24 protein-coding genes are annotated in these 25,210 nt (G+C 69.7%); 12 read left to right on the top strand and 12 right to left on the bottom strand.

The features are described 5' to 3' along the window. Positions 1–9: 9 nt before the first annotated feature. The 4 genes from ACGFJ2_RS20235 to ACGFJ2_RS20220 all read right to left on the bottom strand — a co-directional run bounded on the left by ACGFJ2_RS20235 (position 10) and on the right by ACGFJ2_RS20220 (position 4,745). Complete coding sequence (locus ACGFJ2_RS20235; protein WP_393470323.1) at positions 10–936, bottom strand: hypothetical protein; 927 nt, start codon at positions 934–936, stop codon at positions 10–12. Positions 937–1,015: 79 nt separating this feature from the next. Then, entirely contained in the window at positions 1,016–3,301 is a 2,286-nt protein-coding gene (locus ACGFJ2_RS20230; protein ID WP_393470320.1) for a xanthine dehydrogenase family protein molybdopterin-binding subunit, read from the bottom strand. After that, entirely contained in the window at positions 3,298–4,257 is a 960-nt protein-coding gene (locus ACGFJ2_RS20225) for a xanthine dehydrogenase family protein subunit M (protein WP_357938534.1), read from the bottom strand. The genes ACGFJ2_RS20230 and ACGFJ2_RS20225 overlap by 4 nt, the downstream gene beginning before the upstream one ends. Beyond that, positions 4,254–4,745: a 2Fe-2S iron-sulfur cluster-binding protein gene (locus ACGFJ2_RS20220; RefSeq protein WP_357938532.1), complete on the bottom strand. Its 492-nt coding sequence runs from the start codon at positions 4,743–4,745 to the stop codon at positions 4,254–4,256. Before ACGFJ2_RS20220 ends, ACGFJ2_RS20225 begins: the two co-directional genes overlap by 4 nt. 156 nt (positions 4,746–4,901) lie before the next feature. Between ACGFJ2_RS20220 and cseB the strand changes: the two genes are divergently transcribed. Together cseB and ACGFJ2_RS20210 are read left to right on the top strand one after the other, a co-directional pair. After that, complete coding sequence (cseB, locus tag ACGFJ2_RS20215) at positions 4,902–5,600, top strand: two-component system response regulator CseB (protein WP_393470316.1); 699 nt, start codon at positions 4,902–4,904, stop codon at positions 5,598–5,600. Between the two features lies 1 nt (position 5,601). Next, positions 5,602–6,831: an ATP-binding protein gene (locus ACGFJ2_RS20210; RefSeq protein WP_393470313.1), complete on the top strand. Its 1,230-nt coding sequence runs from the start codon at positions 5,602–5,604 to the stop codon at positions 6,829–6,831. 29 nt (positions 6,832–6,860) lie between these two features. On the opposite strand, the gene ACGFJ2_RS20205 is transcribed toward ACGFJ2_RS20210, so the two are convergent. Further along, positions 6,861–7,214 carry a DoxX family protein gene (locus tag ACGFJ2_RS20205; protein ID WP_357938526.1) on the bottom strand — a complete coding sequence of 118 codons (354 nt, stop codon included), beginning with the start codon at positions 7,212–7,214 and terminating at the stop codon, positions 6,861–6,863. A 200-nt stretch (positions 7,215–7,414) separates the two neighbouring features. Between ACGFJ2_RS20205 and sigJ the strand changes: the two genes are divergently transcribed. Together sigJ and ACGFJ2_RS20195 are read left to right on the top strand one after the other, a co-directional pair. Next, positions 7,415–8,326 carry an RNA polymerase sigma factor SigJ gene (gene sigJ / locus ACGFJ2_RS20200; RefSeq protein ID WP_393470310.1) on the top strand — a complete coding sequence of 304 codons (912 nt, stop codon included), beginning with the start codon at positions 7,415–7,417 and terminating at the stop codon, positions 8,324–8,326. A 32-nt stretch (positions 8,327–8,358) separates the two neighbouring features. After that, the gene (locus ACGFJ2_RS20195) at positions 8,359–8,592 is read left to right on the top strand and encodes a hypothetical protein (RefSeq protein WP_393470307.1); all 234 of its coding nucleotides are present in this window, start codon (positions 8,359–8,361) and stop codon (positions 8,590–8,592) included. A gap of 73 nt (positions 8,593–8,665) precedes the next feature. On the opposite strand, the gene ACGFJ2_RS20190 is transcribed toward ACGFJ2_RS20195, so the two are convergent. Both ACGFJ2_RS20190 and ACGFJ2_RS20185 read right to left on the bottom strand, forming a co-directional pair. Further along, entirely contained in the window at positions 8,666–9,283 is a 618-nt protein-coding gene (locus ACGFJ2_RS20190) for a hypothetical protein (RefSeq protein WP_357938520.1), read from the bottom strand. A 186-nt stretch (positions 9,284–9,469) separates the two neighbouring features. Next, positions 9,470–12,301, bottom strand: a complete 2,832-nt coding sequence (locus ACGFJ2_RS20185; RefSeq protein ID WP_393470304.1) for an AAA family ATPase — start codon at positions 12,299–12,301, stop codon at positions 9,470–9,472. 293 nt (positions 12,302–12,594) lie between these two features. Here ACGFJ2_RS20185 and ACGFJ2_RS20180 point away from each other — a divergent pair, with 293 nt between their 5' ends. Then, on the top strand, positions 12,595–13,647 hold the full coding sequence (locus ACGFJ2_RS20180; protein WP_393470301.1) for a hypothetical protein: 1,053 nt from the start codon (positions 12,595–12,597) through the stop codon (positions 13,645–13,647). Between the two features lie 9 nt (positions 13,648–13,656). On the opposite strand, the gene ACGFJ2_RS20175 is transcribed toward ACGFJ2_RS20180, so the two are convergent. Continuing rightward, the gene (locus tag ACGFJ2_RS20175; protein WP_357938514.1) at positions 13,657–14,223 is read right to left on the bottom strand and encodes a nucleoside deaminase; all 567 of its coding nucleotides are present in this window, start codon (positions 14,221–14,223) and stop codon (positions 13,657–13,659) included. A gap of 110 nt (positions 14,224–14,333) precedes the next feature. Between ACGFJ2_RS20175 and ACGFJ2_RS20170 the strand changes: the two genes are divergently transcribed. Then, positions 14,334–15,302, top strand: coding sequence for an antibiotic biosynthesis monooxygenase (locus ACGFJ2_RS20170; protein WP_393470298.1), 969 nt, complete (start codon positions 14,334–14,336; stop codon positions 15,300–15,302). Between the two features lie 124 nt (positions 15,303–15,426). Further along, on the top strand, positions 15,427–16,227 hold the full coding sequence (locus ACGFJ2_RS20165; RefSeq protein WP_357938510.1) for an IclR family transcriptional regulator C-terminal domain-containing protein: 801 nt from the start codon (positions 15,427–15,429) through the stop codon (positions 16,225–16,227). Between the two features lie 13 nt (positions 16,228–16,240). On the opposite strand, the gene ACGFJ2_RS20160 is transcribed toward ACGFJ2_RS20165, so the two are convergent. The 4 genes from ACGFJ2_RS20160 to ACGFJ2_RS20145 are packed head-to-tail and all read right to left on the bottom strand — an operon-like array spanning position 16,241 to position 19,401. Beyond that, the gene (locus ACGFJ2_RS20160; RefSeq protein WP_393470295.1) at positions 16,241–16,600 is read right to left on the bottom strand and encodes a hypothetical protein; all 360 of its coding nucleotides are present in this window, start codon (positions 16,598–16,600) and stop codon (positions 16,241–16,243) included. Further along, positions 16,597–17,460, bottom strand: a complete 864-nt coding sequence (locus ACGFJ2_RS20155) for an extradiol ring-cleavage dioxygenase (RefSeq protein ID WP_358176516.1) — start codon at positions 17,458–17,460, stop codon at positions 16,597–16,599. Before ACGFJ2_RS20155 ends, ACGFJ2_RS20160 begins: the two co-directional genes overlap by 4 nt. Next, the gene (locus ACGFJ2_RS20150; protein ID WP_393470292.1) at positions 17,453–18,277 is read right to left on the bottom strand and encodes a citryl-CoA lyase; all 825 of its coding nucleotides are present in this window, start codon (positions 18,275–18,277) and stop codon (positions 17,453–17,455) included. Before ACGFJ2_RS20150 ends, ACGFJ2_RS20155 begins: the two co-directional genes overlap by 8 nt. After that, positions 18,262–19,401, bottom strand: coding sequence for a CoA transferase (locus ACGFJ2_RS20145; RefSeq protein WP_357938502.1), 1,140 nt, complete (start codon positions 19,399–19,401; stop codon positions 18,262–18,264). The genes ACGFJ2_RS20150 and ACGFJ2_RS20145 overlap by 16 nt, the downstream gene beginning before the upstream one ends. Positions 19,402–19,558: 157 nt before the next feature. Between ACGFJ2_RS20145 and ACGFJ2_RS20140 the strand changes: the two genes are divergently transcribed. The 5 genes from ACGFJ2_RS20140 to ACGFJ2_RS20120 all read left to right on the top strand — a co-directional run bounded on the left by ACGFJ2_RS20140 (position 19,559) and on the right by ACGFJ2_RS20120 (position 25,180). Beyond that, positions 19,559–20,995 (top strand): amidohydrolase family protein, encoded by a 1,437-nt coding sequence (locus ACGFJ2_RS20140; RefSeq protein ID WP_393470289.1) that lies wholly within the window; start codon positions 19,559–19,561, stop codon positions 20,993–20,995. 198 nt (positions 20,996–21,193) lie between these two features. Further along, positions 21,194–21,352, top strand: a complete 159-nt coding sequence (locus tag ACGFJ2_RS20135; protein ID WP_357938498.1) for a hypothetical protein — start codon at positions 21,194–21,196, stop codon at positions 21,350–21,352. 20 nt (positions 21,353–21,372) lie between these two features. Continuing rightward, complete coding sequence (locus ACGFJ2_RS20130) at positions 21,373–23,421, top strand: B12-binding domain-containing radical SAM protein (RefSeq protein WP_393470286.1); 2,049 nt, start codon at positions 21,373–21,375, stop codon at positions 23,419–23,421. Then, positions 23,418–24,416, top strand: coding sequence for a DUF692 family multinuclear iron-containing protein (locus tag ACGFJ2_RS20125; RefSeq protein WP_393470283.1), 999 nt, complete (start codon positions 23,418–23,420; stop codon positions 24,414–24,416). Before ACGFJ2_RS20130 ends, ACGFJ2_RS20125 begins: the two co-directional genes overlap by 4 nt. Beyond that, positions 24,395–25,180: a hypothetical protein gene (locus ACGFJ2_RS20120; RefSeq protein ID WP_393470280.1), complete on the top strand. Its 786-nt coding sequence runs from the start codon at positions 24,395–24,397 to the stop codon at positions 25,178–25,180. Before ACGFJ2_RS20125 ends, ACGFJ2_RS20120 begins: the two co-directional genes overlap by 22 nt. Positions 25,181–25,210 lie beyond the last annotated feature (30 nt).

Raw genomic sequence — 25,210 nt, 5'->3', positions numbered from 1 at the left:
CCTTTCTACTCAGTGCGTGTGGTCGCCGTGGGACGGGCTGACGCTCGGCTCCGCCGCGGGCTTGGGCTGTCCGGCCCCTGCTCGGGCGGTGAAATCGGCGGTGCGCACCTTGCCGGCGTGCTGGAAGTCCAGGAACAGCCGGTAGTCGCCGCCGCTGGGCACTTCGGCGTAGAAGGTGATCTCGGGCCCGGCCTTGTCGCTTTCCTCTGGATGTACGTGCAGATAGGCCAAATCCCCCGCCCGCAGCGCCACCAGGTGGCCGTACGCCCCCAGATATGGCTGCAGATCCGTCACCGGCTTGCCGTCCTTGCTCACGCTCAGCGTGAGCTTGCTCGCCTGGCCGGGAACCAGGTCACCGGTGAGGGTAACCGTGTAACCGTCCACCTCCGCCGTACGGCTGACCGCAGGCAGGGCCCGCGGCGCGTAGTCGCCCGCGACCGGCACATCCGTACCAAGGGTCAGACCGCTCCCGCCCGCGGGAGCGAAGTCGGCGAAGGCCCGGTAGGTGCCAGGAGCGTCCAGCGTCAGCTTCACCGACCACACGCCGTCGCCGGCCTGTTCGGGGTGCAGGTGCTGGAACGTCGCCAGGTCACGCGAGACCACGATGAAATGGAGCTTCTTGTCGTGCTGAACCTGATAGTCGGTCACCGGCTTGCCATCGGGCCCTGTCACAGCGAACCGGAAATCGGTGGGCTCGCCGGTCTTGACGGTGGTCAACGGATTGAGGGTGTAGCCGTTCTGGGACACCTGCAGCCCCCCGGGGGTATCGTCCTGCGGTTTTGCGCCGACCTGAGTGGGAGTGGTGTGGGCGCTCCCATGGCTGGGGGGCGCCGGTGCGGGGGTGCCTTCCCCGACCGCGTTTCCGACGCCCAGGGCGCCGCCGAAGACGACGGCCAGCCCCACAGCGTAGGCACCTAGTTTGCTCGCGGTGTTCATGTCATACCGCCTCCTCGGCCGTCAGGAACGCTTTCGACTCCTTCAACATACTATACCCCCCTACCGTATTCCAATCTGGCTACATGAGTTTGTCCGGAGTGATGGGGAGGGAGCGGACGCGTTCGCCGGTCGCGTGGTAGACGGCGTTCGCGATGGCGGCCGCCACCCCCACGATGCCGAGCTCGCCGATGCCCTTGGCGCCCAGCGGGGTCTGCGGGTCGGGCTGGTCGACGAAGTGGATGTCGATGTCGGGCACGTCGGCGTGCGTGGGCACGTGGTACTCGGCCAGGCCGCGGTTGACGATGAGGCCGGTGCGCTCGTCGAGCAGCGTCTCCTCGGTCAATGCCATGCCGATGCCCATGATGATGCCGCCGCGCATCTGGCTGGTGGCCTGCTTGGGGTTGACGATCCTGCCGCCGTCGAAGGCGCCGACCCAGCGCGTTACGCGCGCCTCGCCGGTCTCCTCGTCGACCCGCACCTCGCAGAAGTGCGCACCGTAGGAGTAGGTGCCCCGCTTGATGGTCTGGTACGGCACCGCCGACTTCCCCGCCACCTCCACGGCCTCCTGCCCTGCCCTGGCCAGAATGCGCTCATAGCTCTCACCCCCACGGGGCCCGAACAGGCCACCGTCGCGGGTGTCCACCTCCTCGAACGACCGTCCCGCCAGCGGTGAGTCGGTGTCGCGCACCAGCTTCAGCAGCTCGCGGACGAGGTTGTCGCGGGCGGACCAGACGGCCGAGGCGAGCGTCGTGGTCGCGGCCGAGGCACCGGGGATGCGGGTCCTGGCCACGTTGGAATCGCCCTGCTCGAAGCGGATCCGGTCGAGAGGCAGCCCAAGACGGTCGGCCGTGGCCTGGCTCTGCGCGGTCGAGGTGCCGGCGCCCAGTTCGTTGGTGCTGCTGCGGATGGTGACGGTGCCGTCGGCGGACAGGCGCAGCTTGACTCCGGCGATGAGCACGGCGTCGGGGTTGATCGCCGCGGCCATTCCATGCCCGATGAGCCAGCGGCCGTCCCGCGTCGCGCGGGGCGCGGGTGGGCGCTGTGACCAGCCGAACGCCTCGGCGCCCAGGGCGTACGCCTCACGCAAGTGGCGGCTGGTGAAGCTGATTCCGCTCATCGGGTCCCGCTCAGGTTCGTTGCGCAGGCGCAGCTCAAGCGGGTCGAGGCCGAGCCGCCAGGCCAGCTCGTCCATGGCGGATTCCAGCGCGAAGGATCCGGGGGCGACGCCCGGGCCACGGAAGAAGGCGTTCTGGATGCGGTCCAGGCGGACCACCTGCTGAACGACATGGACATTCGGGCAGGCGTACAGATGGCGGGAGGCGACCACGGCGGCCTCGGCGAACTCGTCGGTCGTGCACGGGGCCAGGGCGTCGTGTTCGAGCGCGGTGAGCCGTCCCGTCGCGTCGGCGCCGAGCGCGACGCGGCTACGGGTCGGGGCCCGGCCGCCGGTCATGGCGAACACGTCGGCCCGCGAGAGCACGAGCTTGACGGGACGGCCCAAGAGCTTGGCCGCCGCCACCGTGAGCCAGACGTGCGGCCAGGCCGGAGTCTTGCCGCCGAAGCCGCCGCCGATGAACGGCGCCAGCACGCGGACGTTCTCCTCGGCGAGTGAGAACTTCTTGGCCAGCATCTCCTTGACGCCATAGGGGTACTGCGCGGTGTCGTAGACCGTGAGGCGGTCGCCCTCCCAGTTGGCCACGGTGGCGTGCGGTTCCATGGCGTTGTGGTGTTCCAGCGGCGTGGTGTACTCGGCCTCGACCGTGGCCGCCGCCGCGCCGAGCGCCGTACGGACATCGCCGCGCCTGGTCACGGGCTCCTCCAGCACGGCGTGCGCGGGAGTGTACGGTTTCCCGTCGGCCATCGACAGCCTGGCGGGCCACGGCTCGTAGTCGGCGTGGATCAGCGACGCCGCGTACCGGGCCTGTTCCAGGGACTCGGCCACGACGACCGCGATGGGCTGGCCGTACCAGAAGATCTCGTCGGTGTTGAGCACCGGCAGGCTCATCGCGGCGGCGCCGAGCGGGCCCTTCATGGTGGCGTACGCGGGGGTGCGCTTCATCGCGGGCGCGTTGTCGTGGGTCATCACGAGCAGCACACCGGGCGCCCGCGGAACGTGGACGGCGGTGATCCGGCCTCTGGTGATGGTGCTGCCCACCACGACCGCGTGGGCGAGGCCGGGGAGGTGCCGCTCGGCCGTGTAGCGGACGGCGCCGGTGGCCTTGGCGCGGCCGTCCAGCCGGTCGGCGGGCCTGCCGAGCTCGGCGCGGTGGTGGGCCAGGGGATCGGGCCTGCCGTCGGGCAGGAGTCTGGCCAGCCTGGTCAGCGCCTTGCTGGCGAGGGTGAAGCCGCGTGCGGCGAGATTCATGATCTGACTCCTTGCAACGCTCGCCGGATCAGTCGCCGGGCCAGCTCGGCCTTGAACGCGTTGTGCGCGCGTGGGCGGGAGCCGGCCAGCGCCTGTTCGGCTGCCTGGTGGATGAGCTCGTCGTCGAGAGTGGTGCCGGTCAGGAGCTGTTCGGCTTCGTACGCGCGCCACGGTTTGGCGGCGACCCCGCCCAGCGCGATGCGTACGGTGGTGGCGCGGCCCGCTTCCATGCGGACGACGGCGGCCACGCTGACCAGCGCGAAGGCGTAACTGGCCCGATCACGCACCTTGAGGTACACCGAGCGGCCCGGCTGAGCCGGCGGCAGGTCGATGGAGGTCACCAACTCCCCCGGCGCGAGCGCCGTCTCCAGGTGCGGCGTGTCTCCGGGCAGGCGGTGGAAGTCCACCAGCGGTACGGGATCGCGGCCCGCGATGTTGACCACGGCGTCCAGGGCGGCCAGCGCCACGCACATGTCCGACGGATGTACGGCGACGCAGCTCTCGCTCGTGCCGAGGATGGCGTGCGTGCGGTTGAACCCGTCGAGAGCGTCGCAGCCGGCGCCAGGATCACGTTTGCCGCAGGCCGAGTGCCGGTCGTAGAAGTAGCCGCAGCGGGTGCGCTGCATCAGGTTGCCGCCCACGGTGGCGCGGTTGCGCAGCTGGGGAGAGGCGCCGTTCAGGATGGCCTGGGCCAGCACCGGGTAGCGATCACGTATCCGCTCGTCGGCGGCCACCCGCGTGTTGCGGACCAGGGCCCCGATCCGCAGGCCGCCTGCGTGCTCCTCGATGTCGGCCAGCGGTAGCCGGGTGATGTCCACGAGCTCGTGCGGCGTCTCGATGCCCTGGCGCATCAGGTCGACGAGATTGGTGCCGCCTGCCAGGTACTTCGCCCCTTTTGCGGCGAGTTCAACGGCCGAGGAGGTGTCGGTAGCCGGTACGTAGGAGAACGGGTTCACCGGGCGACCTCCCGCACCGCCGCGAGGATCCCGTTGTACGCGCCGCACCGGCACAGGTTGCCCGCCAGCCGTTCCCTGATCTCGGTGTCCGTCAGACCGGGCTCGCCTATGGCGCTGGGCACCCCCGCCTCGTACTCGGCGAGCATGGCCACGGCCGAGCAGACCTGGCCCGGGGTGCAGTAGCCGCACTGCAGGCCGTCGTTGCGGACGAACGCCTCCTGCATCGCCCGGCCGACCTCTGACGACGCCAGCCCTTCGATGGTCGTGACCTCCGCGTCCGCGCATTGCGCGGCGAGCACGAGGCAGGAGTTGACCCGCTCACCGTTCAGCAGCACCGTGCAGGCGCCGCAGGCCCCTTGGTCGCAGCCCTTCTTGGTACCGGTCAGGCCGAGGTGCTCGCGCAGGCAGTCGAGCAGGCTGACCCGGGTGTCCAGCTCCAGCTCATGCTTGCGGCCGTTCACCGACAGCCGCACTTGAATGGATGGCATCCGCATTCCTCGCTATCTCGTACATCTATGTACGGGTTGTAGAGAGCGGACTATACCCCTCCTCCGTATGAGGGTTGATTCGTGGCTGATACACGGCTGAGGCGTCGCGGATGTCGGCGGCTTGTATCGTCTGTTGCCTCAGGCCTTTGGGGAGAAATGTCGCTTTCGGTGTCGGCTCCGGTGACCGTGCTGCTCGTCGAGGACGACGAAGTGATCCGCAAGACCGTCGGGATGGTGCTGGAGCGCTACGGCTATCGCGTGAGCACGGCGGGCGACGGCCTGACCGGCCTCGAACTGTTCAGGGAGGAGCGGCATGACGTGCTCCTCCTGGACGTGATGCTGCCAGGGCTGGACGGCATCGGGCTGTGCCGGCAGGTCAGGGAGTGGAGCCTGGTGCCGATCCTGATGATGTCCGCGCGGGGCGACGCTCTCGACCTGGTGTCGGGGCTGGAGGCGGGGGCCGACGACTACGTGGTCAAGCCGGTCGACACCTCCGTGCTGGTGGCCAGGATCCGTTCGCTGCTGCGCCGGGCCGCCTTCGCTCCGGGCCCGGAACACCTCCAGGAGACCACCGGCCTGGTCTTCGGGGACCTGGCCATCGATCCGCAGGGATTGGAAGTGCGCCGCGCCGGGGAGTTGGTCGAGCTGGCTCCCACCGAGTTGCGGCTGCTGCTGGAGTTCGCCGCGAATCCGGGGATCGTGCTGGACCGGCAGACACTGCTGCGCAACGTCTGGGACTACGGCTGGGACGGGGACAGCCGCGTCGTCGACCTGTGCGTGCAGCGGCTGCGTAGGAAGATCGGCGCCGACCGGATCGAGACGGTGCGCGGCTTCGGTTACAAGCTGCGGCGCTGACGTGGGAAAGGCCGCACGCGGACTGCTGAACTGGCGGTCATTGCGCTGGAAGATCGCCGCGCTGGTGGCCGTGACGTCCTGCGCGGTCGCGCTGGCCGTCGGGGTGCTGGTCCACCGGAGCGCCTTCGACCGGTCCATGAGCCTGGGCAGGGACCGGGCTTTCAGCGCGCTGCTGGCCGAGGTGGACACCTACCGGCGTACGGGCGAGGCGCCGCAGCCCGCTCAGGTCCCGCCCGCGCTGCTCCGACAGGCCAGGAGCACCGGCGAGTTCAGCACCTGGTACGACGACCGCCGGCCGGACATTCCCTGGATGTGGGCGGCGCAGCAGATCGACGGCCAGGTGCTGGCCGTGCAGATCGACATGGGCTCGGAGATACGCGGCCTGTGGGCCCTGGACCGGAACATCGTGAAGGCGTCGCTGGTCACGCTCGCGATCGTCGTACCTCTGGCCGTGCTGGCCGCCGAGACGTCCAACCGGCGGCTGAGGCGGGTGGCCCGCACCGCGCGGCGAATCGCGGACGGCGACCTGGAGGCCAGGAGCATGATGGGCGGCCGGGGCGGTGACGAGATCACCGACATCTCGGCCACCATCGATTCGATGGCCGACAGCCTGCGGGACCGGCTGTTGAGCGAGCAGCGCTTCACCGCCGATGTGGCTCACGAGCTACGTACCCCGCTGATGGGGCTGGTCGTCTCGGCCGAACTGCTCCCGGAGAGCGAGGCCACCGACCTGGTACGTGACCGGGTACGGGTGCTACGGGCGCTGGTGGAGGACCTGCTGGAGATCTCCCGGCTGGACGCGGGCGCGGAGTGGGCCGATCGCCGTCCGGTGCCGCTGGGCCGGGTCGTCGAGGAGTGCGTGGCCCGGACGAAGCTTGCGGTTCGGCTGACGGTGACCGGTGATCCGGTGGTCGACACCGATCCGCGGCGCATCGACCGGATCATCACGAACCTGGTCATCAACGCCCACCGCCACGGGCGCGCTCCGGTCGAGGTCGCCGTGAACGACACGACGATCGTCGTACGCGACCACGGCCCCGGATTCCCGGACAGGTTGCTGGCGGAGGGGCCGCAGCGTTTCCGTACGGGCGGGGCCGAGCGTGGCCACGGCCATGGCCTGGGCCTGGCCATCGCCGCCGGACAGGCACGGGTGATCGGCGCCGATCTCGCCTTCGCCAACGCCCCGGACGGCGGCGCGACGGCCACGCTTCGCCTTCATTACCCGGTGTAGTTCGAGTTTCCCTTCTCGATCTCTACGGATCACGACCAGTGGTAGGCCAGGTTCACGGCTAGTGCGGCCACCGCGGTGAAGAAGAATCCGCCCCAGTTCACGAGCTTGCGGGAACCCACTCGCAGGTGCGCCAGGAGCGCGCCGACGAAGTACAGCACGAGGCTGTAGGCGGCGAGTGTGCCCAGCATCGGCACGGCGAACCCGCCCAGCAGCCCCAAAGAGCCCGCCGCCAGCATCATGCCCAGCACCGGTACCCACGACCGTGGCAGGCGCTTCATGTCCGCCTGGGCCTTGGGAAATTCGTGGCCGATCAGGTAGACGACGGCGGCGCTGCCGAACAAGAGCGCGGCGAAGATGGTGACCGCGACATAAGCGGTGAACATAAGCTTTCCTTTGCGGTTGTCAGCTGCGAGAACTTCCGTCGAGGAAGCCGGCCCGGGCATTGTTGATCACTGCGATCCGGGTCCCAGCAGTCCGACGAAACAACCGCGGAAAACGTCAGGCGACGCGCCGACCTCACAGTCCCGTGGGCTGTCTCGTCGAACGGGTGAGGGCAGCCGCGAGCAAGGGAGCCATCGTCACCATGACCACCCCATCCGATCCGGGACTGAGCGCGATCATGAGTGAGCGGCGTCAGCTGATCAATCTCGCCTATCGCCTCCTGGGCTCCCTGGCCGACGCGGAGGATGTCGTACAGGAGACCTACGCCCGCTGGTACGCCATGACCCGGCAGCAGCAGGACGCCATCGAAGTCCCCGGCGCCTGGCTGACCACGGTCGCCAGCCGCATCTGCCTGGACCTGCTCGGCTCGGCACGGACCCGGCGCGAGAGCTACGTCGGCGAATGGATCCCCGAGCCGCTGCCCGACCCCACGGAGTGGATCACCGGGCGGCCGGTCGACCCGGTGGACCGCGTCACCCTCGACGAGTCGATCACCATGGCCTTCCTGGTCGTGCTCGATTCGATGACCCCCGCCGAGCGCGTCGCGCTCGTCCTGCACGACGTCTTCCGCTACTCCTTCGCCGAGGTGGCCGAGATCGTCGGCCGTACGCCGGGGGCCTGCCGCCAGCTGGCCTCCTCGGCCCGCCGCCGTCTTGCTGCCTCGCAGGCGCCGACAACTCCGGCGGCGCGGCAGTCCGGCATCGTCAGGGACTTCAAACAGGCATGGGAGGCCAAGGACATCGACGCCCTCATCGGCCTCCTCGACCCCGACGCCACGGCGATCATCGACGGCGGCGGCCTGGTCAGCGCCGGACTCCACCCGATCGAAGGCAGCGAGCGGATCGCCCGCTACATCCTCGCCCTCGCCGGCAAGGCACCCGACCTGACCATCCTGGAGCGTACGGTCAACGGTCAGCCCGGTCTGGTGGCTCAGCAGAACGACGTCACTGTGACGGTGACGGCGTTCGAGGTCGAAGACGGCCGGATCAGGCGCATCTGGGCGGTACGCAACCCCGAAAAGCTCCGGCCATGGACGGCGGCCACCTCGCGGTAGCGTGACGCGGCGATCCGGGGTTACCTGGACGGGTGATCGCGCGGGAGGCAGGCAGCATGGTGTGGGAGTACAAGATGAAGCGACTCGGCGAAAAGGTCAGCCGCAGCGAGTTGCAGCGGCAGTGCGACGAACTCGGCGCGGAGGGGTGGGAACTGGTGGGGTTCACCCCGGTTGTGGAGTTGAAGGATGAGTCGGTGTCGTTCGATCGGCATTCCCCAGGGTGCTTGATGGTCTTCAAGAGGTCGTGGGTGCGGGAACCGGGCTGACCTGGCTGGGGCGCGGCGTGACGCCCGGAGGGGTGGCGCGAATGTGTCGTCGCGCCACCCCAAGAGGTTCCGGTCAGGGATCGTTCGGCTTGGGGTTGTGCGGGCTACCGCCACCACCACCGCTGCTGCCGTTGTTGCCGGCGAACTGGATGGGCTGGTAGTTGGGCAGGACCACGGTGTTGGCCGAGGCGTCGGAGCCGTCGGTGCTGAGCGTCTTGTACACGGTCCAGATGAACTTGGCGAAGCCGAGGACCTGACCCCAGTCGATGCCGTTGTTCCAGTGCACGATCGACACCGCGTACGTCTGTTCGGCGATGTCCGGTGAGACCTGCCCGGACCAGTTCTCCGTACGCTTGGAGTAGCCCAAGGCGGTGCCGTTGACACCCCAGCAGTCGCCGCCGACCTCGCCGATGACCATGCCGTCGACGTTGAGGAGCAGGGCCTTGGCGCACAGGCGGACGCCGGTGAGGTAGACGCCCGACTCGACCGTCGAGACGCCGTAGACGTTGCCGCTGGCGTAGACCTTGACCGTGGTGTCGATGGTCTTGTTCTGGTTGTTGGCGTGCCAGGAGTGGAGCGACGCCTCGGCGACCAGTCTGTCGGCGCTGGCCGGCGGTGACGCGACGACGAAGCCGGTCAGGGCGATGAGGGCGGTGAGTAATGCGGTGATCAGTCTTCTGGGGGTGCCCATGGAGGCCTTTCCGTTCGTGGTGCTCGGGTGATCCGTCCGAATTCTCACCACGTGGCCATTCACCGGCGAAGAGCCACCGACCCGTAATCGGGAAGGTCCGTCATTTCACGGATGCCGCCCTGTCAGGGGTACGTCGTTCAACGGATCCCGCGGCCGGGCCCGCCCATCCACCATGTCCAGGTGACCTCACGCCTGACCCGACGACCGGCGGACCAAGGCCGCGCGGGTGTTGACGCCGAGCTTGCGGAAGACCCGGGCCAGGTGCGTCTCGACCGTGCGCGGGCTCAGGTACAGCCGCTCGCCGATCTGCCGGTTCGTCAGGCCCTCGCCGACCAGCTCGACGATCTCGCGTTCGCGCTCCGACAGCCGCCCGCCCGCCCCATGGGCCGCGGTGCCGCGCTGCCTGCGCCCGGCCTGCGCCGCCGGCCACGGCGCACCGACCCGCGTGAACAGGGCCTTGGCCTGGCCGAGCTGCTCCTGCGCCGTGCGGACGTCGCCCGCGTCCGCGCTCACCTCCGCCAGCAGCATCCGGGCGAAGCCTTCGCCGACGGGCAGTCTGGCCGTGACGAGACACGCCACGGCCTCGCGAGCCGCCGCGTCCGCCTCGTGCGGGCGGTCCGCGGCCATCGCCAGCGTCGCGCGGGCCGCCTCGACGTCGGCGGACCGGGCGGGCGGCGCTCCCGACGCCACGACCGCGACGGCCCGCTCGTACCACTGCCCGGCCGCCGTCAAGTCGCCGCAGGCCGCCTCCGCCCGCGCGCGACGGGCGAAGACACTCGCCGCGCCGGGCCCCAGCCCCGACGGATCGCCACCGACGCGGGCGGCCAGGAACCGCCGGCAGTCCTCCGTACGGCCGACCGACAGCAGCACCTCCGACACCACGTCGTCGGCGATGGTCCGCCACCACGCCGAGCGCATTCCCGGACCGTGCAGCACCTCCTCCACCAGCGGCACGGCGGCCTCGGGACCCGCCTGCCACAGCAGCGGCCGGGACTTGACCACGTGCGCGAACGCGAGCATCTCGGCGCTGCCGAGATGACGCGCGATCTCCTCCGCCTCCTCGGCGTCGGCCAGCGCCGCCTCGATCTCGCCCAGCGCGGAACGGACCATGGCCCGTGCCGCGTGCAACAGGGGGACGACGTTGTCGCGACCGTGGTCACGGGCGACCTGCAACCCGCGGGCCAGGTGCCGCAGCGCGTCGTCGTGGTGGTCGACCATGAACTCGCCCCACGCCAGAGGTGCCACGAAGCCGAGGTCGTCGCACAGCTCGCGATCGGTCAGGGCGTCCATGAGCGCCTTGGCGCGGGCGAGCAGGCGATATCCGTCGGCGAAGTGACAGCGGTACAGCTCGGCGACCGCGAGCAGCGTGACGGCCGAGGCCGATGTCCCCGGCCGGGGAGACCTCCGCACGGTCGCCCGCTCCCCCTGGGGGCTCTCCTGGTCCAGCTGGTCCAGGGCCTGTGAGGCGTTGTCCGCGGCCGAGTCCCACTGGCCCTGCAAGAGGTCGATCGCCGCCAGCTCCACCAGGAGGGGCGGCCTGCCCGCGGAATCGTCCACCCTGGCCAGCTCGCCGGTCAGCAGCGCCCTGGCCTCTTCCAGCCGTCCCAGCGACCGTTGCATCGCGGACAGCAGCCCCACCGCCCGGTCCCTGCTGCCGTCGCCTTCCCGTACGAGCTCGTCCAGCAGCCCCCGGGCCTCCTCCAACCGCCCGGACACGGCGAGCGCCGCGGCGAGCGACATCCGCAGCTCCGGCGTCGCGTCAGCGGGCGACGCCTCCAGCGCGGCGCGGAACCATCGCGCCGCCGTCGCGGGCGCGTTGACCGACACAGCTCCCGCCGCCGAGACGAGCAGCGCGGCCCCGTCCGCGTCGCCCACGCCTATCGCGTGCTCCATGTGCACCGCGCGGCGGACGTCCGAGGCGCCCCGCGAGAGCAGGTGCTCCGCCGCCCGGCGATGTGCCGCCCTCCTCCAGGAGGGCCCGGCCAGCTGGTACGCGGCCGCGCGAACCAGCGGATGCCTGAACACCAGCGCCCGCCCTGCCGTGCCGAGGACCCTTCGGCGCACCAGTTCGTCCAGCGCCGGCTCGACGGTACGGGGGTCCAGCCCGGAGACGGCCGCCACGAACGCCACATCCACGTCGTCACCGGCGACGGCCGCCGCCTGGGCCACCAGTTGCCGGTCCGGGTCCAGCCCGGCGAGCTCGGCCGCGATCAACCGGTCAAGGGCATCGGTCCCGGTGACCTCCGTGAGAGCACCGGTGACCTCCGCGAGGTCGGCGGCCGGGGTGTCCGGCAGCGTGGCCAGGATCTCCAGGAACAGCGGGTTGCCGCCGCTGCGCTCGTACAGCCGCCGCCTTCCGGGACGGGACAGTTGCCGCCTCCCCGGACGGGACGGCTGCCCGGCGAGCATGGTGTCGGCCTCGGCGGCCGACAGCGGGCCGAGCGGCAGGTTGACGACGTTCGCCGAGGTCAGCGACCGGGCCAGCCCTCTGGGCAGCTCGCCGGTACGGCAGGCGAGCACGATCACGGCGCTCGTGTTCGGCGGATGTCTGATGTGATAGTCGATCACCTCCACCGAGGCGTCGTCGGCCCACTGCACGTCGTCCATCAGGACCACCAGCGTGCTCGACTCGCCCATTCGCTCCACGCCCTGACGCATCTCACGGAAGCGGCGGTGGCGGTCCAGACCGGCCAGGTCACCCGTCCCGCTCTCCCGCGACAGCAGCGCGCGCAGCCCATCGAGGTGTCCGGCGAGGTCGGGATGCTGGTGGGCGTCGGCGAGCGCGTCTTGCACGATCCCGTACGGCGCGCTGCGCTCGAACTCGGTGGCCCGTCCGGCGATGGCCGTAACGCCACGTTCGCGGGCGAGGTCGGCGAACGCGCCCAGCATCCGGGTCTTGCCGATGCCCGGCTCACCGGTCAGCAGCACAAAGACCCACTGCCTCCGCGCGTCCAGGAGACCTGACAGGTGGGCCAGTTCGGCGGTTCTGCCGACCAGTGGACGCGGGCTCTCGAACACCTGCTGCCTCCCACGGACACGCCGCTCTCGGCCGGGAGGATCGCCCGGACATGATCCATGTCTATCCCACGTAAATCCCCGCCAAAGCAGCGGACGGCATCTGCCTCAAGGCCGTGTGGCCTTCTGGTGCGAGCCGTGGCAATTGACGCTCCACATAATGTCGAACATAAGTTCGCATTAGGTCTTCCCGAGACGACCCGCGCGGATTACGATCTTGGTGCTGGTCGGTCCAGACCGGCTTTCCATGCTGATGAGGCCGTCATGGACGCGCCACAACGGAACGGGGATGATCGATGATCCGACGCAGGCTGCTCGCGCTAGGTGTCGGCGTAGGGCTGCTGGGCGCCACCGCCGTCGCCACGCCCGCTCAGGCCGCGGACGTGGTGTCGGCCCCGCTGGCCAGCATGGCGGGTGGGCAGCAGGTCGCGACGTTCTGGCTCGCCGATGGGGGCGCCAACCTCAAGAGCGCCACGCCCTACGCCCCACCGGCCGAGATCCACGGGGAACGCACGTCCGACGCCGTCGTTCCGTCCGGTAAGCCCGGTCTGGTGGTGCCGGTGCCTCCGGAGGCGGAAGGGCAGCTGCCTCAGACCTCGGGGAAGGTGTTCTTCGTCGGCGCCGACGGTCAGCCGCATTGGTGTTCGGGCACCGCCGTCCAGTCGGCGTACCGCAACCTCGTCGCCACCGACGCGCACTGCGTGTACGACATGGAGGGCGCCTCGGCCACGGTCGACAAGTGGGCCTTCGTGCCCGGCTACTCCGAGGGCGCCACCCCGTTCGGTCTGTACGTCGGAAAGCAGGCGTTCACCCACTACGACTTCACGACGTACAGGGATCAGGACCGCGACTTCGCCTTCGTGAACGTCTACTACGGCGTCGTCCCCTCCGCCTCAGGAGCGCTGACCAGTAATGGGAGGCTGGCGGACATCGTCGGCGCGCAGGGCCTCGCCTTCAATCAGACGATCGACCAGACGACGACGACGGCCGTCGACGTCTTCGGCTATCCAGCCGGTCCCCACCCCGACGGGACTCGGCCCTACACCGGCGCGACCCTCGAGCGATCCACCGGGCAGACCTTTGTCATGAGGCTCTCCGACCCGCCCGCCGACCAGCCCGTCGGCGTCGACTCGCCGTTCACCGGCGAAGGCTCCCTCGGCTCCTCCTGGCTGCAGAGCTACCGCGACGACCAGGGCCTCGGCTATCTCAACGGCATCACGACCGGCGTCTCCGACACCGACGGCGACGGCCGTTACGACACGGGAGTCTCCCCGTACTTCGACAGTGGGCTGTTCACGATCTATCGCGCCGCGGCCGCGACCTGGAGCGGCCGTATCACCATCACCTGAACAACCCGGTCAGTACGGGTGCCGGTCGGGCTTGTTCATCCACGCCGCACAGGCCTTGGCGCCGAGTTCGGGCTGAGCCTGCTGGATCAGGATCCTTCGCTCGTCGAGAGGCCGGGTGAAGTCCTGGTACTGGAACTCGTCGTCGAAGCCGATCTTCTTCGTCGCCGCCAGGTCGAAGGCGAAGTAGACCCTGTCGATACGTGACCAGTAGATGGCGCTCATGCACATCGGGCAAGGGGCGCCACTGCTGTAGAGCGTGTATCCCATGAGCATCCGGGCCCGCTCCGGCATGAGATCCGGGGATCCCTCAGGGCGTGGCACGAGCTCCAGTGTCGATTCGTTCTGTTGGCTCTCCGGTATGGAGGGGGCCCGGGAATTCAAGATCTGAATGGCCTTGCGGATGGTCTCCACTTCGGCATGGGCCGTGGGGTCGCCGGTGAGAAGGACGCGATTCTGCCCTCGGGCGATGATTTCTCCATCGTTGGTGAGGACCGCACCGAAAGGGCCGCCCCAACCGTTCTCTACGGACTCGATAGCGAGCCGTACCGCTTCCGCCATGAAATCCTTGGAGTCCATTCCGAACCCTCCGATCCGTAAAAGGCGGTTGAAGTTTCGGCCCTTCGCCGATCTGGTCAACCGCCGCATCCTGCTCCTTACCCGGGCGTTGCTGCACTACACTCGGCCTTATGAAGCCTGGTGGTGGCCACAGTCCCGACGGTCAGGGCGCGACCGTGGTTATTTCCTCGACAGTTCGCCAAGGCCGCGACAATGATTATGAGCGGTGGCAGGAAAAGACGACTGAGATCGCCCGTGGTTTCCCCGGGTTCGAGGGCACCGAGCTTTATCCGCCGATCGCCGGCGAGCAGAATTCATGGGTCGTCGTATTTCGCTTCTCCAGCATCGGGCAATTGACCGCGTGGCTTGATTCCGAGGTGCGGCGGAAACTGCTCGACGAGGTTCGCCCGATGCTGGAGGAGCCCGCGTCGCAGGAGGTTCTCGCCGGGGGGACGGCGGTCCGGGAAGCCGTCACGGCGGTGATCTCGCACAATGTGCGGCCGGGACGCGAGGCCGACTTCGCGCGCTGGCAGGAGAAGGTCCGTAAAGCGCAGGAGAGGTTCGCGGGCTTCATGGGCACCGAGGAGTTCGAGCCCGTGAGTGGTGTCCAGGATCGCTGGGTCGTGCTGCTGCGCTACGACACGCGTGAGCATCTGGACGAATGGCTCGGGTCCGACAGCCGCGCGAAACTGCTGGAGGAGGGTCGTGACTACTTCGTCGACTACGACGTGCGGAAGGTCCAGTCGGCGTTCAGCGGCTGGTTCCAGTTCGGCCGCGAAGCGGGAGACGGCGCCCCGCCGAGCTGGAAACAGGCCATGACCGTGCTGCTCGTTCTCTATCCCACGGTGATGATCCTCAACCTGACAGCGGTCCGTGGGTTCGCGATGGCGCACCTGCCCGGATATCTCGCCATGTTCCTCAGCAACGTGTTGAGTGTCACTGTCCTGACGTGGCTGGCCATGCCGCTGGTGAACAGGGTCTTCGCGGGATGGCTCGTACCCGGCCGGACGACTTCCGCCCGCGCGAACGTGGTGGGCGCCGTCGTGATCGCGCTCTGCTACGCGGTCTCCATCGCCGTCTTCGGGTTGATCGGCGGCTAGAACCAGCCTGCTCGGACAACTGTCCGACTGGCGGTCGCCCGCTGATATAATCAGGCGATTCGCCGCAGGTGCCACGGCCGGGACGCCGCCGCCATGCGGACAACCGAGCAGAGGAAGACCTCCCATGGCGCGCGCCGAGACCGGACCCGATTTCATCGAGGCGCTGGCCCGTGGCCTCGATGTCATCAGAGTGTTCCAGCCGGGACGGGCGAGCATGTCGCTGACCGAGGTGGCCACCGCGGCCGGGCTGGCCCGTCCGACGGCCCGGCGCATCCTGCTGACCCTGCAGGAGCTGGGATACGCGCGGGCCGAGCAGGGTGGCTTCGCACTCACCCCGCGCGTGCTCGAGCTCGGCATGTCGTACGTGCGCTCGATGGGTCTGTGGGAGGTCGCCCGGCCGCATCTGGAGCGGCTGGTCGAGCAGACCAACGAGTCCTCCTCGATCGCCCAGCTCGACGGGTCGGACATCGTGTACGTCGCCCGGGTGGCCGTGCCGAAGATCGTCGCCCTTCGGGTGCAGATCGGGACGCGGTTCCCGGCCCTGCAGACCTCGCTCGGCAAGGTGCTGCTCGCCGCGCTGCCGCCCGCTGAGGTGGGCCGGGTCCTGGCCGAGCCGAGCCGCTCGGGCATCCAGCCGCGCTGGGAGCCGGACGCGGAGGAGCGCGACGCGGCGCTGCGGGTGGTGCGGGCCAAGGGCTGGGCGCTCACGGACGAGGAGCTCTCGCTGGGCATCCGATCGGTGGCCGCGCCCCTGCGCAACGGGCTCGGCGAGGTCATCGCGTCCGTCAACGTCAACGTGCACGCCGCCGAGACCTCCGTACGGAAGCTGACCCAGGAATACCTGCCGCTGCTGCTCACCACGGCCGGCGCGATCAGCGCCGACTGGGCGCAGTATGAGACGGTGCCCGAGGTCACCGCCTCATGATCACCCCAGCGGCTCAGGTGGCGATGTCGGGATAGGGCATGGCGAAGTGCGCGAGCCGCTGGGCGTACTCGAGCTGGAATCCCAGAGGCTCGTGGTCCCGCTCGAACATCGCGATGAACAGCGTGAGCGTGAGGAAGGGATGCGCCCCCAGCCCGAACAGCGCCGGATAGTCGTGCGTGGCCAGCGCCTCGCGCTCGACGTCGTCGAACCGCAGCCAGGTGGAGGACTCACCGTCGTGGCAGTTGAGGATGCGGTTGGCGTAGTCGGTCTCCCACATCGCCACCGTGCCGAGCGGGTCCTCGCGGTAGCGCTCGACGAGCTCGGGATCGCGGTCGACGGTGAACAGGAACTTGTCGAGCAGGTACTTGCTCATGAGCCGCCTCCGGTGGGATACCAGGTGAAGTAGGCCTCCATGGTGTGGAACAGGTCGTACGTGTCGACGTAGTCGGCCTTCCTGCCCTCGCCCGCGACGCCCATCATCAACATGAAGTCCATGAACCCGTGGGTGGCGTTGCCCGGCGTCCACAGGCTGTCCAGCGTGACCTCGGCCAGGCAGCCCTCGATGTCCCCGGACGCGATCCAGCCGACGGCCTTCTGGTCGAACTCCGGGTCGGGCCCGTGCGGGCCGAACTGGCGGGGGCCGCCGAGCTCGAGCGACAGGTGCCCGGTGCCGATGACCGCGACCCTCTTGTCGGCCGGCCACGCTTCGACCAGTTGCCGGATCGTCCTCCCGAGCTGGACGAACCTGGCCGGGCGCGGTAACGGCGGCGCGAAGATGTTGGTGTAGATCGGCACGATCGGCAGGTCGTTCTGCGGCCGGAGCGTGATGATCGGGCACGTGATGGAGTGGTCGATCCGCAGCTCGTTGGAGAAGGCCAGGTCGAACCCGGCGTCCATGCCTTGCCGCAGCACGTACGCCGACAGGTCCTCCTGGCCCTTGAACAGCATTCTCGGCAGGCCGAACTCGCGCTCCTCGTTGTAGAAGTTCGCGTCGTAGAAGGGGGCCTTGCCGACCAGGAACTGCGGCATGTTGTCCAGCCACAGCTGGTGGAAGTGGTCCGAGCCGACCATCACCAGCACGTCCGGGCGGGCCCGGGTCAGCGTCTCCCGGAACGCCTCCACCTTGCGTACCCACTCGTCCGCGAACGGCGGGCGGTCCTCCCCGGTGGCGGTGCTGGCCCGGTAGAAGAAGGGATGGTGGGTGGACGCGATCACCGCGACCAGTTCAGCCATGCGAACCTCCTGGGGGATGTGGCTCGGGTGAGACGGACCGGTGGTTCAGGTCGACCGACAGGAAGATCTCGTTGGCCACCGGGCGACGCAGCTCCTCGGCCAGCTGCCCGATCAGCCCCGCCGTCCTGGCCAGCAACGCGAACCCGCGCAGCAGCTCCAGTGGCAGCCCCAGGTCGGCGAGCGCCGCGCCGCAGACCCCGGCCCCGTTGAGCGGCAGCGTACGGCCCAGCACTCGCGGATGAACGCGGCCGATCGCGGCGAACAGCGACAGGTGCGGCCCGAGGAGCCCCTCCTCTTCGGCGATCTGGAACAGCCGCGGCGTCCGGGGGTCGACCTCCTTGTGCACGTGGTGGCCGAGGCCGGGGATGCGCCGCGCCGCCGTACGTTGGGCCGACACGACGTCCAGGGCGACGGCGTCCCACCCGGCGTCGTCGTCCGGCGGCGGGCCGTCGAGCGAGGTCAGCACGTCGTGCAGGAACCGGCCGCTGTCCTCGGTGACCCCGAGAAAGCGGGACCCGCCGCCGAGCAGCCCGGCCGCCAGCGCGCCCTGTACGGAGTCGGGCGCGGACAGGTACGTCAGCCGGGTCACGATCGCCGTGGGCGTGAACCCGTGGTCGGCCAGCGCGGCGAGCACGGCTTCGAACACGCGGGTCTCGCCCGGCGTCGGCCGCCGCTGGGTGGCCAGCCAGAAGGCCAGCTCGCCGAAGCCGACCTTGCCCATGACCTCATCGGCCAGGTCGTGGCCGAGGAGCGTGATCGACGTGGGCGTCGACGCGCCGAGCGCCGTAGGGTAACCGCCGTTCACGGAGTCAGCCATGCGCGCAGCTCCTCGCCGTGTTCGTCGAGGTCGGGCGGTGGTAGCCGGTAGCTCACCGGGGTCTCGGAGAACCTGATCGGATGCCGTGTCGTCGGCATCGCGCGCTCGCCCTCCCCGGCGGCCACGACCGGGTCGAGCCCGAAGCGCTCGGCCATCGCGAAGCCCCCGTCGATCGTGTTGATCGGCCCGCTCGGCACCCCCGCCTCGACGAGGAGCTGGAACCACTCCACGGCGCCCCGCTTGACCAGCCGCTCGACGAGGATGGGCCGCAGCTCCTCGCGGTGCGCCACCCGGTCGACATTGCGCGCGAACCGTGGGTCGCTGGGGACGTCCGGGATGCCGAGGACCTCACAGAGCCGGCGGAACGACCCGTCGTTGGGCGCCGCGATGATCAGGTCGTTGTCCGCGGTCGGCAGCGGCTCGTACGGGAACACGCTCGGGTGCGCGTTGCCCATCCGGTACGGCACGGTGCCGCCCGCCACGTACGCCGAGCTGTGGTTGACCAGCCCGGTGAGCGCCGACGACAGCAGGTTGACCTCGACCAGCTGCCCCTGCCCCGCAGCGTCGCGATGCCGCAGCGCGGCCAGGATGCCGATGACGGCGTGGTTGCCCGCCATGACGTCGAAGACCGAGATCCCGGCCCGGTACGGCGGCCCGTCCGCGTCGCCGGTGAGGCTCATCAGGCCGGAGATGGCCTGGACCATCAGGTCGTAGCCCGGCACGTCGCGCCCGGCGCCCGAGCCGAACCCGGTGATCGAGGCGTACACGACGCCCGGGTTGGCGGCCCGTACCGACGCGAAGTCGAGGCCGAACTTGGCCAGCCCGCCCGGCTTGAAGTTCTCGATCAGTACGTCGGCGCGGCGGGCCAGCTCCCTGGCCACCGCCGCGTCGGCCGGGTCGCGCAGGTCCAGCGCGATCGACCGTTTGCCGCGGTTGACGCCGAGGTAGTACGTCGACACGCCCTCGCGCACCGGCGGCATCCACGTACGCGTGTCGTCTCCCTGCGGGCCCTCGACCTTGACCACGTCGGCGCCCATGTCCGCGAGCAGCATCGTGGCGTACGGACCGGCCAGGATCCGGGAGAAGTCGGCCACCAGGACACCTGACAGCGGCCCATCGCTCATTGACTCACCCTCCGTCGTCCGTTCAACGGACATTGGTCCGTTGAACTCTAACCGGAAAATCCCCTGCTTGACATCCTCTGCCGCGCTTCTAGAGTTGCGCTGACCGTACAGCGGACACTCGTTCGGCAACGCGGCGCGAGGCGGTAAGGAGAGGGCGATGGAGTCGATGGACGGACGGCCCGTGGTGCTGCGCGGCGGCACCGTGCTCCCGATGGACGAAGGGCGGCAGGTGCTCCCCCGCACGGACGTCCTCGTCGCCGGCGACCGGATCGGGGCCGTGGGGCCCCATCTGCAGGTGCCGGACAATGCCGTCGAGATCGACGCGAGCGACGGCATCGTGATGCCCGGGATGATCGACACCCATCGGCACATGTGGCAGACCGCCATGCGCGGCTACGGCGCGGACTGGACCCTGACGCAGTACTTCGTCTGGTACTACCTGGAGCACGGGAAACTGTTCCGGCCCGAGGACGTGCACGCGGGCAACCTGCTGGCCGCGCTCGAAGCCGTCGACGCCGGGGTCACGACCGTCGTCGACTGGTCGCACGGTCTCCAGACGGTCGACCACGCCGACGCGGCCGTGGACGCGCTCCAGTCGGCGCCCGGCCGGTACGTCCTCGCGTACGGCAACATCCAGCAGCCACCCGCGGCGTGGACGGGCACGCCGGAGTTCCGCGACTTCGTGCGGCGCCGGATCACCGGTGACGACCTGCTCGGCTTCCAGCTCGCCTTTGACGTCCTGGGCGACCCCGCCTTCCCCGAGCGGCCGGCCTTCGAGGTCGCCCGCGAACTCGGCGTCCCGGTCACCACCCATGCCGGAGTGTGGGGCGCCACCGGCGACGACGGCATCCGGCTCATGCACGACCACGGCTTCATGACGCCCGAGACCGTGTACGTGCACGCCGCGTCGCTGTCGGCCGACTCCTACCACCGCATCGCCGCCACCGGCGGCTCCATCTCGGTCTCCACCGAGAGCGAGCAGAGCGCGGGCCAGGGCTACCCGCCCACCTGGGCCATCCGCGCCCACGGCATTCCCGTGTCACTGTCGATGGACACCAGCGTCTGGTGGAGCGGCGACCTGTTCTCCGCCATGCGCGCCACCCTCGGCGCCGACCGCTCTCGCCAGCATCTGGAGGCGCACGCCAGGGGCGACACGGTCACGCACTGCAGTCTGCGCGCCGACCAGGTCGTGGAGTGGGCCACCCGCGGCGGCGCCCGCGCCCTCGGCCGCGACGATCTCGGCGTCATCGCCGCCGGGAAGAAGGCCGACCTGGTTCTCATCAGGAACGAGGCTTCGCCGGTGTCGTTCCCGTTGCTCAACCCGTACGGGCACGTCGCGTTCCAGGCTCAGCGCGGGGACGTGCACACGGTTCTGGTCAACGGCCGGGTGGTGAAGCACGAGCACCGCCTGGTCGGCGTCGACCTCGCCGCGGCCCGCCGCGCCGCCGATCGGACGATCGAGTATCTGCGCTCGACGATGGGCGAAGAGGCATGGCAGAAGGGGATGAACCCCGACATTCCCGAGACGACCATCCTCGATAATCCGTATACCTATACCGACTACCACAGCGCCTCGACCCACACCGCCGGGTGACGAATACTATTCATTCTGGAATCGGCCCGCCCGATTTAATGTCCGGCCGGAATAGATGCATCTCCTTGGCTGCTTTCGACGGCTATTGACGTGCGGAATGACGTGACTATCGTTGAACAGGTTAAGAAGGGTGCGGTCCATGCGCTGACTGCCGCCGGGACCGCCAGACTGCCTGGCAGATTCCCACGAGGAGGCACCGTGGTCGCGGTGAAACCCGAAATGGTCATCGACGACGAATTCACCGAGCTGGACCAGCTTGAGGTGATCGAATCCAGCGAGCTCAAGCTCAGCGGGTCGTACCACTCCTACACCTACAAGGCGGCGGAGGACACCGGCGACCTACCCGCCAAGGGCTGACGAGGCTGTCGGCCGGTCCGGTGGAATCGCGCGACGCCGACGTTCTGCTCCTGTTTCCGCCGCAGACCGAAGCCAGGTTCTTTCCCTATTTGAGCCTGCCTTATCTCACCGGTCATCTACGGCGGCACGGGCGGCGGGTCCACCAGGCCGATCTGAACATCGCCCTCTTGCACGACCTGCTGGAGCATCCGGAACTGCTGGGCGACGTGGTGCGCGAGCAGCCGGACGACGGGGCGGGCACCTGGTACCGAGGGGCGATGGCCGACGTCGTGGCCCGATACGTCGACGAGCTCCGTGCGCATGTCCTGCGGAAGGAGCCGGCCGGAGAGCTGGGCCCCGCTCGTGCGGTCAGGCTCGCCCATCACGCGATCGAGCTGCTGGTGCGCGATACGTTCCTGGTCCGGACGTGGCAGGATCTGGCCCAGCTCGACGACGCGGTGCGGCGGTCCGCCCGGTTGCCGCCCGCCGCGTCGGGGATACCGCTTGAGCGGCTGCACCTCATGGTCGAGGCGCTGCTGGCCCGGCACCGGCCGCGCGTGGTCGGCCTGTCCGTGGCGTTCTTCAGCCAGCTCGCCCCCGCGCTGCTCATCGCCGCCTGGATCAGACGGCTGCGGCCGGACGCCAAGATCTGCCTCGGTGGCCAGCAGGTGATGCTCCGGCACGAGGAGCTGGCGCGGCTGCCCGGCGTACGGGCCGCGGTGGACGCGCTGTGCTGGACCGCCGGCGAGCAGCCCCTCGAACGCTGGCTGGACGCGCTGGACGGGAACATCCCGGCGGACGCGGTCCCCGGCATGACCTGGCTGTCGCGCACCGCGCCCGCCTATCGCTCTGAGGAGCCGGTCACGCTGCGCTTCCACGACCTCGGGCCGCCCGACTTCGCCGGGCTGCCGGTCCGGTCGTACCTCAACGAGACCATGGAGGTCGCGATCATCTCGTGCGTCGGCTGCTACTGGGGGCGGTGCGCGTTCTGCTCGTACGGCAATCGGTCCCTGGCGCCGGGCGCCTACCAGCAGGGTACGGTGCGCCAGATCGCCGACGCCGTGGAGAGCGTGGTCCGCGACACCGGCGCGGCCTTCGTGTCGATCTCCGATGAGAACACCAACCTGCGGCTGATCGTGAAGGCGATGCGCGAGGTGCGCGAGCGCGGCGTCAATGTGGGGTTCGGCGTACGCAGCAGGCTGGACGCCACCCTGGCCGACCCCGAGTTCTGCCGGAGCCTCGCCGAGGTGGGGTGCGAGCTGATGTCGGTCGGCTATGAGGGGACCTCCCAGCGGCTGCTCGACCTGATGGACAGAGGCGTGCGGGCGGCCGACTACCAGCGGATCGTCGAGAACGTCGCGGCGGCGGGCATCGTCCTGCGGTTCTCGGTGATGGGGTACGTCTTCGACGAGACGCCCGCCGAGTTCGAGGAGTCCCTGCGCTTCCTCGCGGCGAATCAGGAGCGCATCGGCATCGACGCGCTGGAGCTCATGGTGTCCGAGCCCGGCAGCAGGCTGGCGGGGGACCCGGACGGCTTCGGCCTTTCGCTGGACACCTCGGGTGCGCTCGCCGGCAATCCGGAGCTGAGCTACCTTTCCGGGCGGGTCGGGCATCCCCTGACGGTGCCCGGCGGGCCCACTCGGGCGGAGGCGCTCGATCGCCTGGTCCGCGTCTTTCACACGGTCAAGCCGGGCAAGGTGAGCGCGATCCTGCCCCGCCGCACCGGGGCCCGAGCCACCGTCGCAGCCGTCAGGCCGTATCCATGGGTACGGACGGTGCCGGCGGAGGTCGACGCGGCCGGGTTCACGGGGGCGAAGCGCGAAGCGGACACGTACCGCCGGATTCTGGTGGCTGATCTGGTCTGGGAGCGGTTCTACGCGCTGCCGCGGCGCGACGTCGAGCAGCGCGCCGACGGCGTGCTCGTGGCACGCACCTCCCAGGGAGGGCGGTTGCTGGCCCGCCTGGTCGAGGCGACGGCAGGCACAGAACACACGGATGAGGAACACGCGGGCGCGGAACGCTCGGATGAGGAGCATCGGGAGACGCCGCCGGTGGTCGCGGGCGGCGAGCCCTTCAGGAGGCCGACATGACGACCGACATCACGACCGGGACCATGCGGGCCGGCGAGACCGGCCCAGCCAGGCTGGGGTTCGGTCTCCTCATGGACATGCCGTGGGGCGGCGGGTCGCTCGGCCGGCGGGGCGTCGGGTTCGTGGAGACGGACGACGGCGGGGACATCACGCCACGGGTGCGCGCCTTCGCCGAGCGCCATGGCGACGACTTCGCGTACGCCGCCTTCGCCTACCAGCCCCGCTCACGCGCGACCCCGCGAGCGGCCGACTACGTCCGCACCTACGACCGCTTCTTCCAGGCGCTGCCCGCCGGGCTCGGCCGGGCCTTCCATCAGACCGAGTTCAACATGGGCACGCCCGAGCGCTACGACCGGCGCCCCGCGGCCGAGTTCACCAACGAACTCGCGGCTCGCTACGGTTTCCGCTGGGTGGTCGAGGACCTTGGCATCTGGAACCTCCGGGGCTATCCGCTGCCGTACCCGCTGCCGCCGCCGCTGACCGAGCCGGGCCTGGAGATCGCCACGCGGAACGTGGCCGAGACGGCTCATCTCCTGGAGCTGCCGCTGCACGTCGAGTTCCCCGGGTTCACCGAAGGCGGGTCGTTCGTTCTCGGGCACCTCGACGCTTTCGGGTACTTCAGGCGGCTCGCCGACGACGCCGGCGTGCACGTCACGCTGGATGTGGGCCACCTGCTCAGCTACCAGTGGCTGCGCGGGCGAACCGGCCGCCACATGGTCGACGACATCGAGGCGCTGCCGCTCGAACGCTGCCGCGAGCTGCACCTGTCCGGCTGCCAGATCGTGAAGGGCAAGTTCCGCGACCTGCATCACGGGGTGCTGCTGGACGAGCAGCTCGAACTCACCGAGTACCTGCTGCCGCGCTGCCCCAACCTGCTCGGCGTGACCTACGAGGACCCGATGTTCCGCGACGACGGCCGGCTGGTCGAGAAGTCGCGGCGGAACTACGGCCGCCTGAAGGCGCTGGTAGGCGCATGGCGCGACGGGACGACGTGATGAGCACTTCGGCGGCGCGGTCCCTCGACGGTGAGCAGCTCGCCGACCTGATCATGCGGCTGCTGCTCGACGGCCGGCTGCGGGAGCGGCTCGCCGCCGACGGCGCCGCGGCCGTGGCGGCGGACGCGGGCGAGCTGGAGTGCCTGGAGACCATCGACCTTGACGAGCTCGACGCCGCCGCCCGCCGGTTCCGCTCGACCATCTGGCGGCTCGGTGCGGGTGGCAGCCTGGCGTCGGCGTTCCCGCGCAGCGTGTCCGCCTTGGTCGCGGCTGGCATCGGCGATGCGGAGTTGCTCGACGGCTTTCTCGGGTCGCCGCGTTTCAGCAGGTTCCGGCTGGTCCCGTACTCGGGGGCCGGAGTGTCGGTGGAGGAGGCGTTCGCCGCGTTCCTGCTCGACCTGACAGAGGAGCGGGTCGCTGACGCCGCGATCCTGCGGGAGACCGTGGACCACGAGTTGATGATCGCCCTGTTCGCGGCGCTGGCGTGCGAGCAGCCGCTGTCGTTCGTCATCGAGAGCGAGGGGATCGTCGAGACCGGCCGCGGTCACGCCGCCCTGCGCCGGTACGCGCCGGCCTCGCTCACTTCCTGGGGCGAGGCCACGCCGGGCACCGGCCAAGCAAGCGTGCCGTACGCGTACTTCGCCACGCCCGCCGGGGTCACTCGCGGCGTGATCTCCGAACGTGTGGCCACGGCGTTCGCGGCCGAGCCGACGGCCGAGAGCGACGCGGCACGTCGCGCGCTGTCCCGGCGCGGCCTGTGGTGACCCGGTAAGACGTACGACCTGGAGATGAGG

This window comes from Nonomuraea sp. NPDC049028 (assembly GCF_043197735.1).
Lineage (GTDB): Bacteria > Actinomycetota > Actinomycetes > Streptosporangiales > Streptosporangiaceae > Nonomuraea.
The sequence above is the reverse complement of the archived record's forward strand: the minus strand, read 5'-3'. Positions and strand labels throughout refer to the sequence as shown.

Coding starts and splice junctions, on each gene's coding strand:
- ACGFJ2_RS20140 (WP_393470289.1), top strand. CDS start 19,559: ATGGAGTCGATGGACGGACGGCCCGTGGTGCTGCGCGGCGGCACCGTG.
- sigJ (WP_393470310.1), top strand. CDS start 7,415: ATGACCACCCCATCCGATCCGGGACTGAGCGCGATCATGAGTGAGCGG.
- ACGFJ2_RS20160 (WP_393470295.1), bottom strand. CDS start 16,600: ATGAGCAAGTACCTGCTCGACAAGTTCCTGTTCACCGTCGACCGCGAT.
- ACGFJ2_RS20145 (WP_357938502.1), bottom strand. CDS start 19,401: ATGAGCGATGGGCCGCTGTCAGGTGTCCTGGTGGCCGACTTCTCCCGG.
- ACGFJ2_RS20175 (WP_357938514.1), bottom strand. CDS start 14,223: ATGGACTCCAAGGATTTCATGGCGGAAGCGGTACGGCTCGCTATCGAG.
- ACGFJ2_RS20120 (WP_393470280.1), top strand. CDS start 24,395: ATGGCGCGACGGGACGACGTGATGAGCACTTCGGCGGCGCGGTCCCTC.
- ACGFJ2_RS20230 (WP_393470320.1), bottom strand. CDS start 3,301: ATGAATCTCGCCGCACGCGGCTTCACCCTCGCCAGCAAGGCGCTGACC.
- ACGFJ2_RS20180 (WP_393470301.1), top strand. CDS start 12,595: ATGATCCGACGCAGGCTGCTCGCGCTAGGTGTCGGCGTAGGGCTGCTG.
- cseB (WP_393470316.1), top strand. CDS start 4,902: ATGTCGCTTTCGGTGTCGGCTCCGGTGACCGTGCTGCTCGTCGAGGAC.
- ACGFJ2_RS20190 (WP_357938520.1), bottom strand. CDS start 9,283: ATGGGCACCCCCAGAAGACTGATCACCGCATTACTCACCGCCCTCATC.
- ACGFJ2_RS20170 (WP_393470298.1), top strand. CDS start 14,334: ATGAAGCCTGGTGGTGGCCACAGTCCCGACGGTCAGGGCGCGACCGTG.
- ACGFJ2_RS20205 (WP_357938526.1), bottom strand. CDS start 7,214: ATGTTCACCGCTTATGTCGCGGTCACCATCTTCGCCGCGCTCTTGTTC.
- ACGFJ2_RS20150 (WP_393470292.1), bottom strand. CDS start 18,277: ATGGCTGACTCCGTGAACGGCGGTTACCCTACGGCGCTCGGCGCGTCG.
- ACGFJ2_RS20165 (WP_357938510.1), top strand. CDS start 15,427: ATGGCGCGCGCCGAGACCGGACCCGATTTCATCGAGGCGCTGGCCCGT.
- ACGFJ2_RS20220 (WP_357938532.1), bottom strand. CDS start 4,745: ATGCCATCCATTCAAGTGCGGCTGTCGGTGAACGGCCGCAAGCATGAG.
- ACGFJ2_RS20235 (WP_393470323.1), bottom strand. CDS start 936: ATGAACACCGCGAGCAAACTAGGTGCCTACGCTGTGGGGCTGGCCGTC.
- ACGFJ2_RS20125 (WP_393470283.1), top strand. CDS start 23,418: ATGACGACCGACATCACGACCGGGACCATGCGGGCCGGCGAGACCGGC.
- ACGFJ2_RS20155 (WP_358176516.1), bottom strand. CDS start 17,460: ATGGCTGAACTGGTCGCGGTGATCGCGTCCACCCACCATCCCTTCTTC.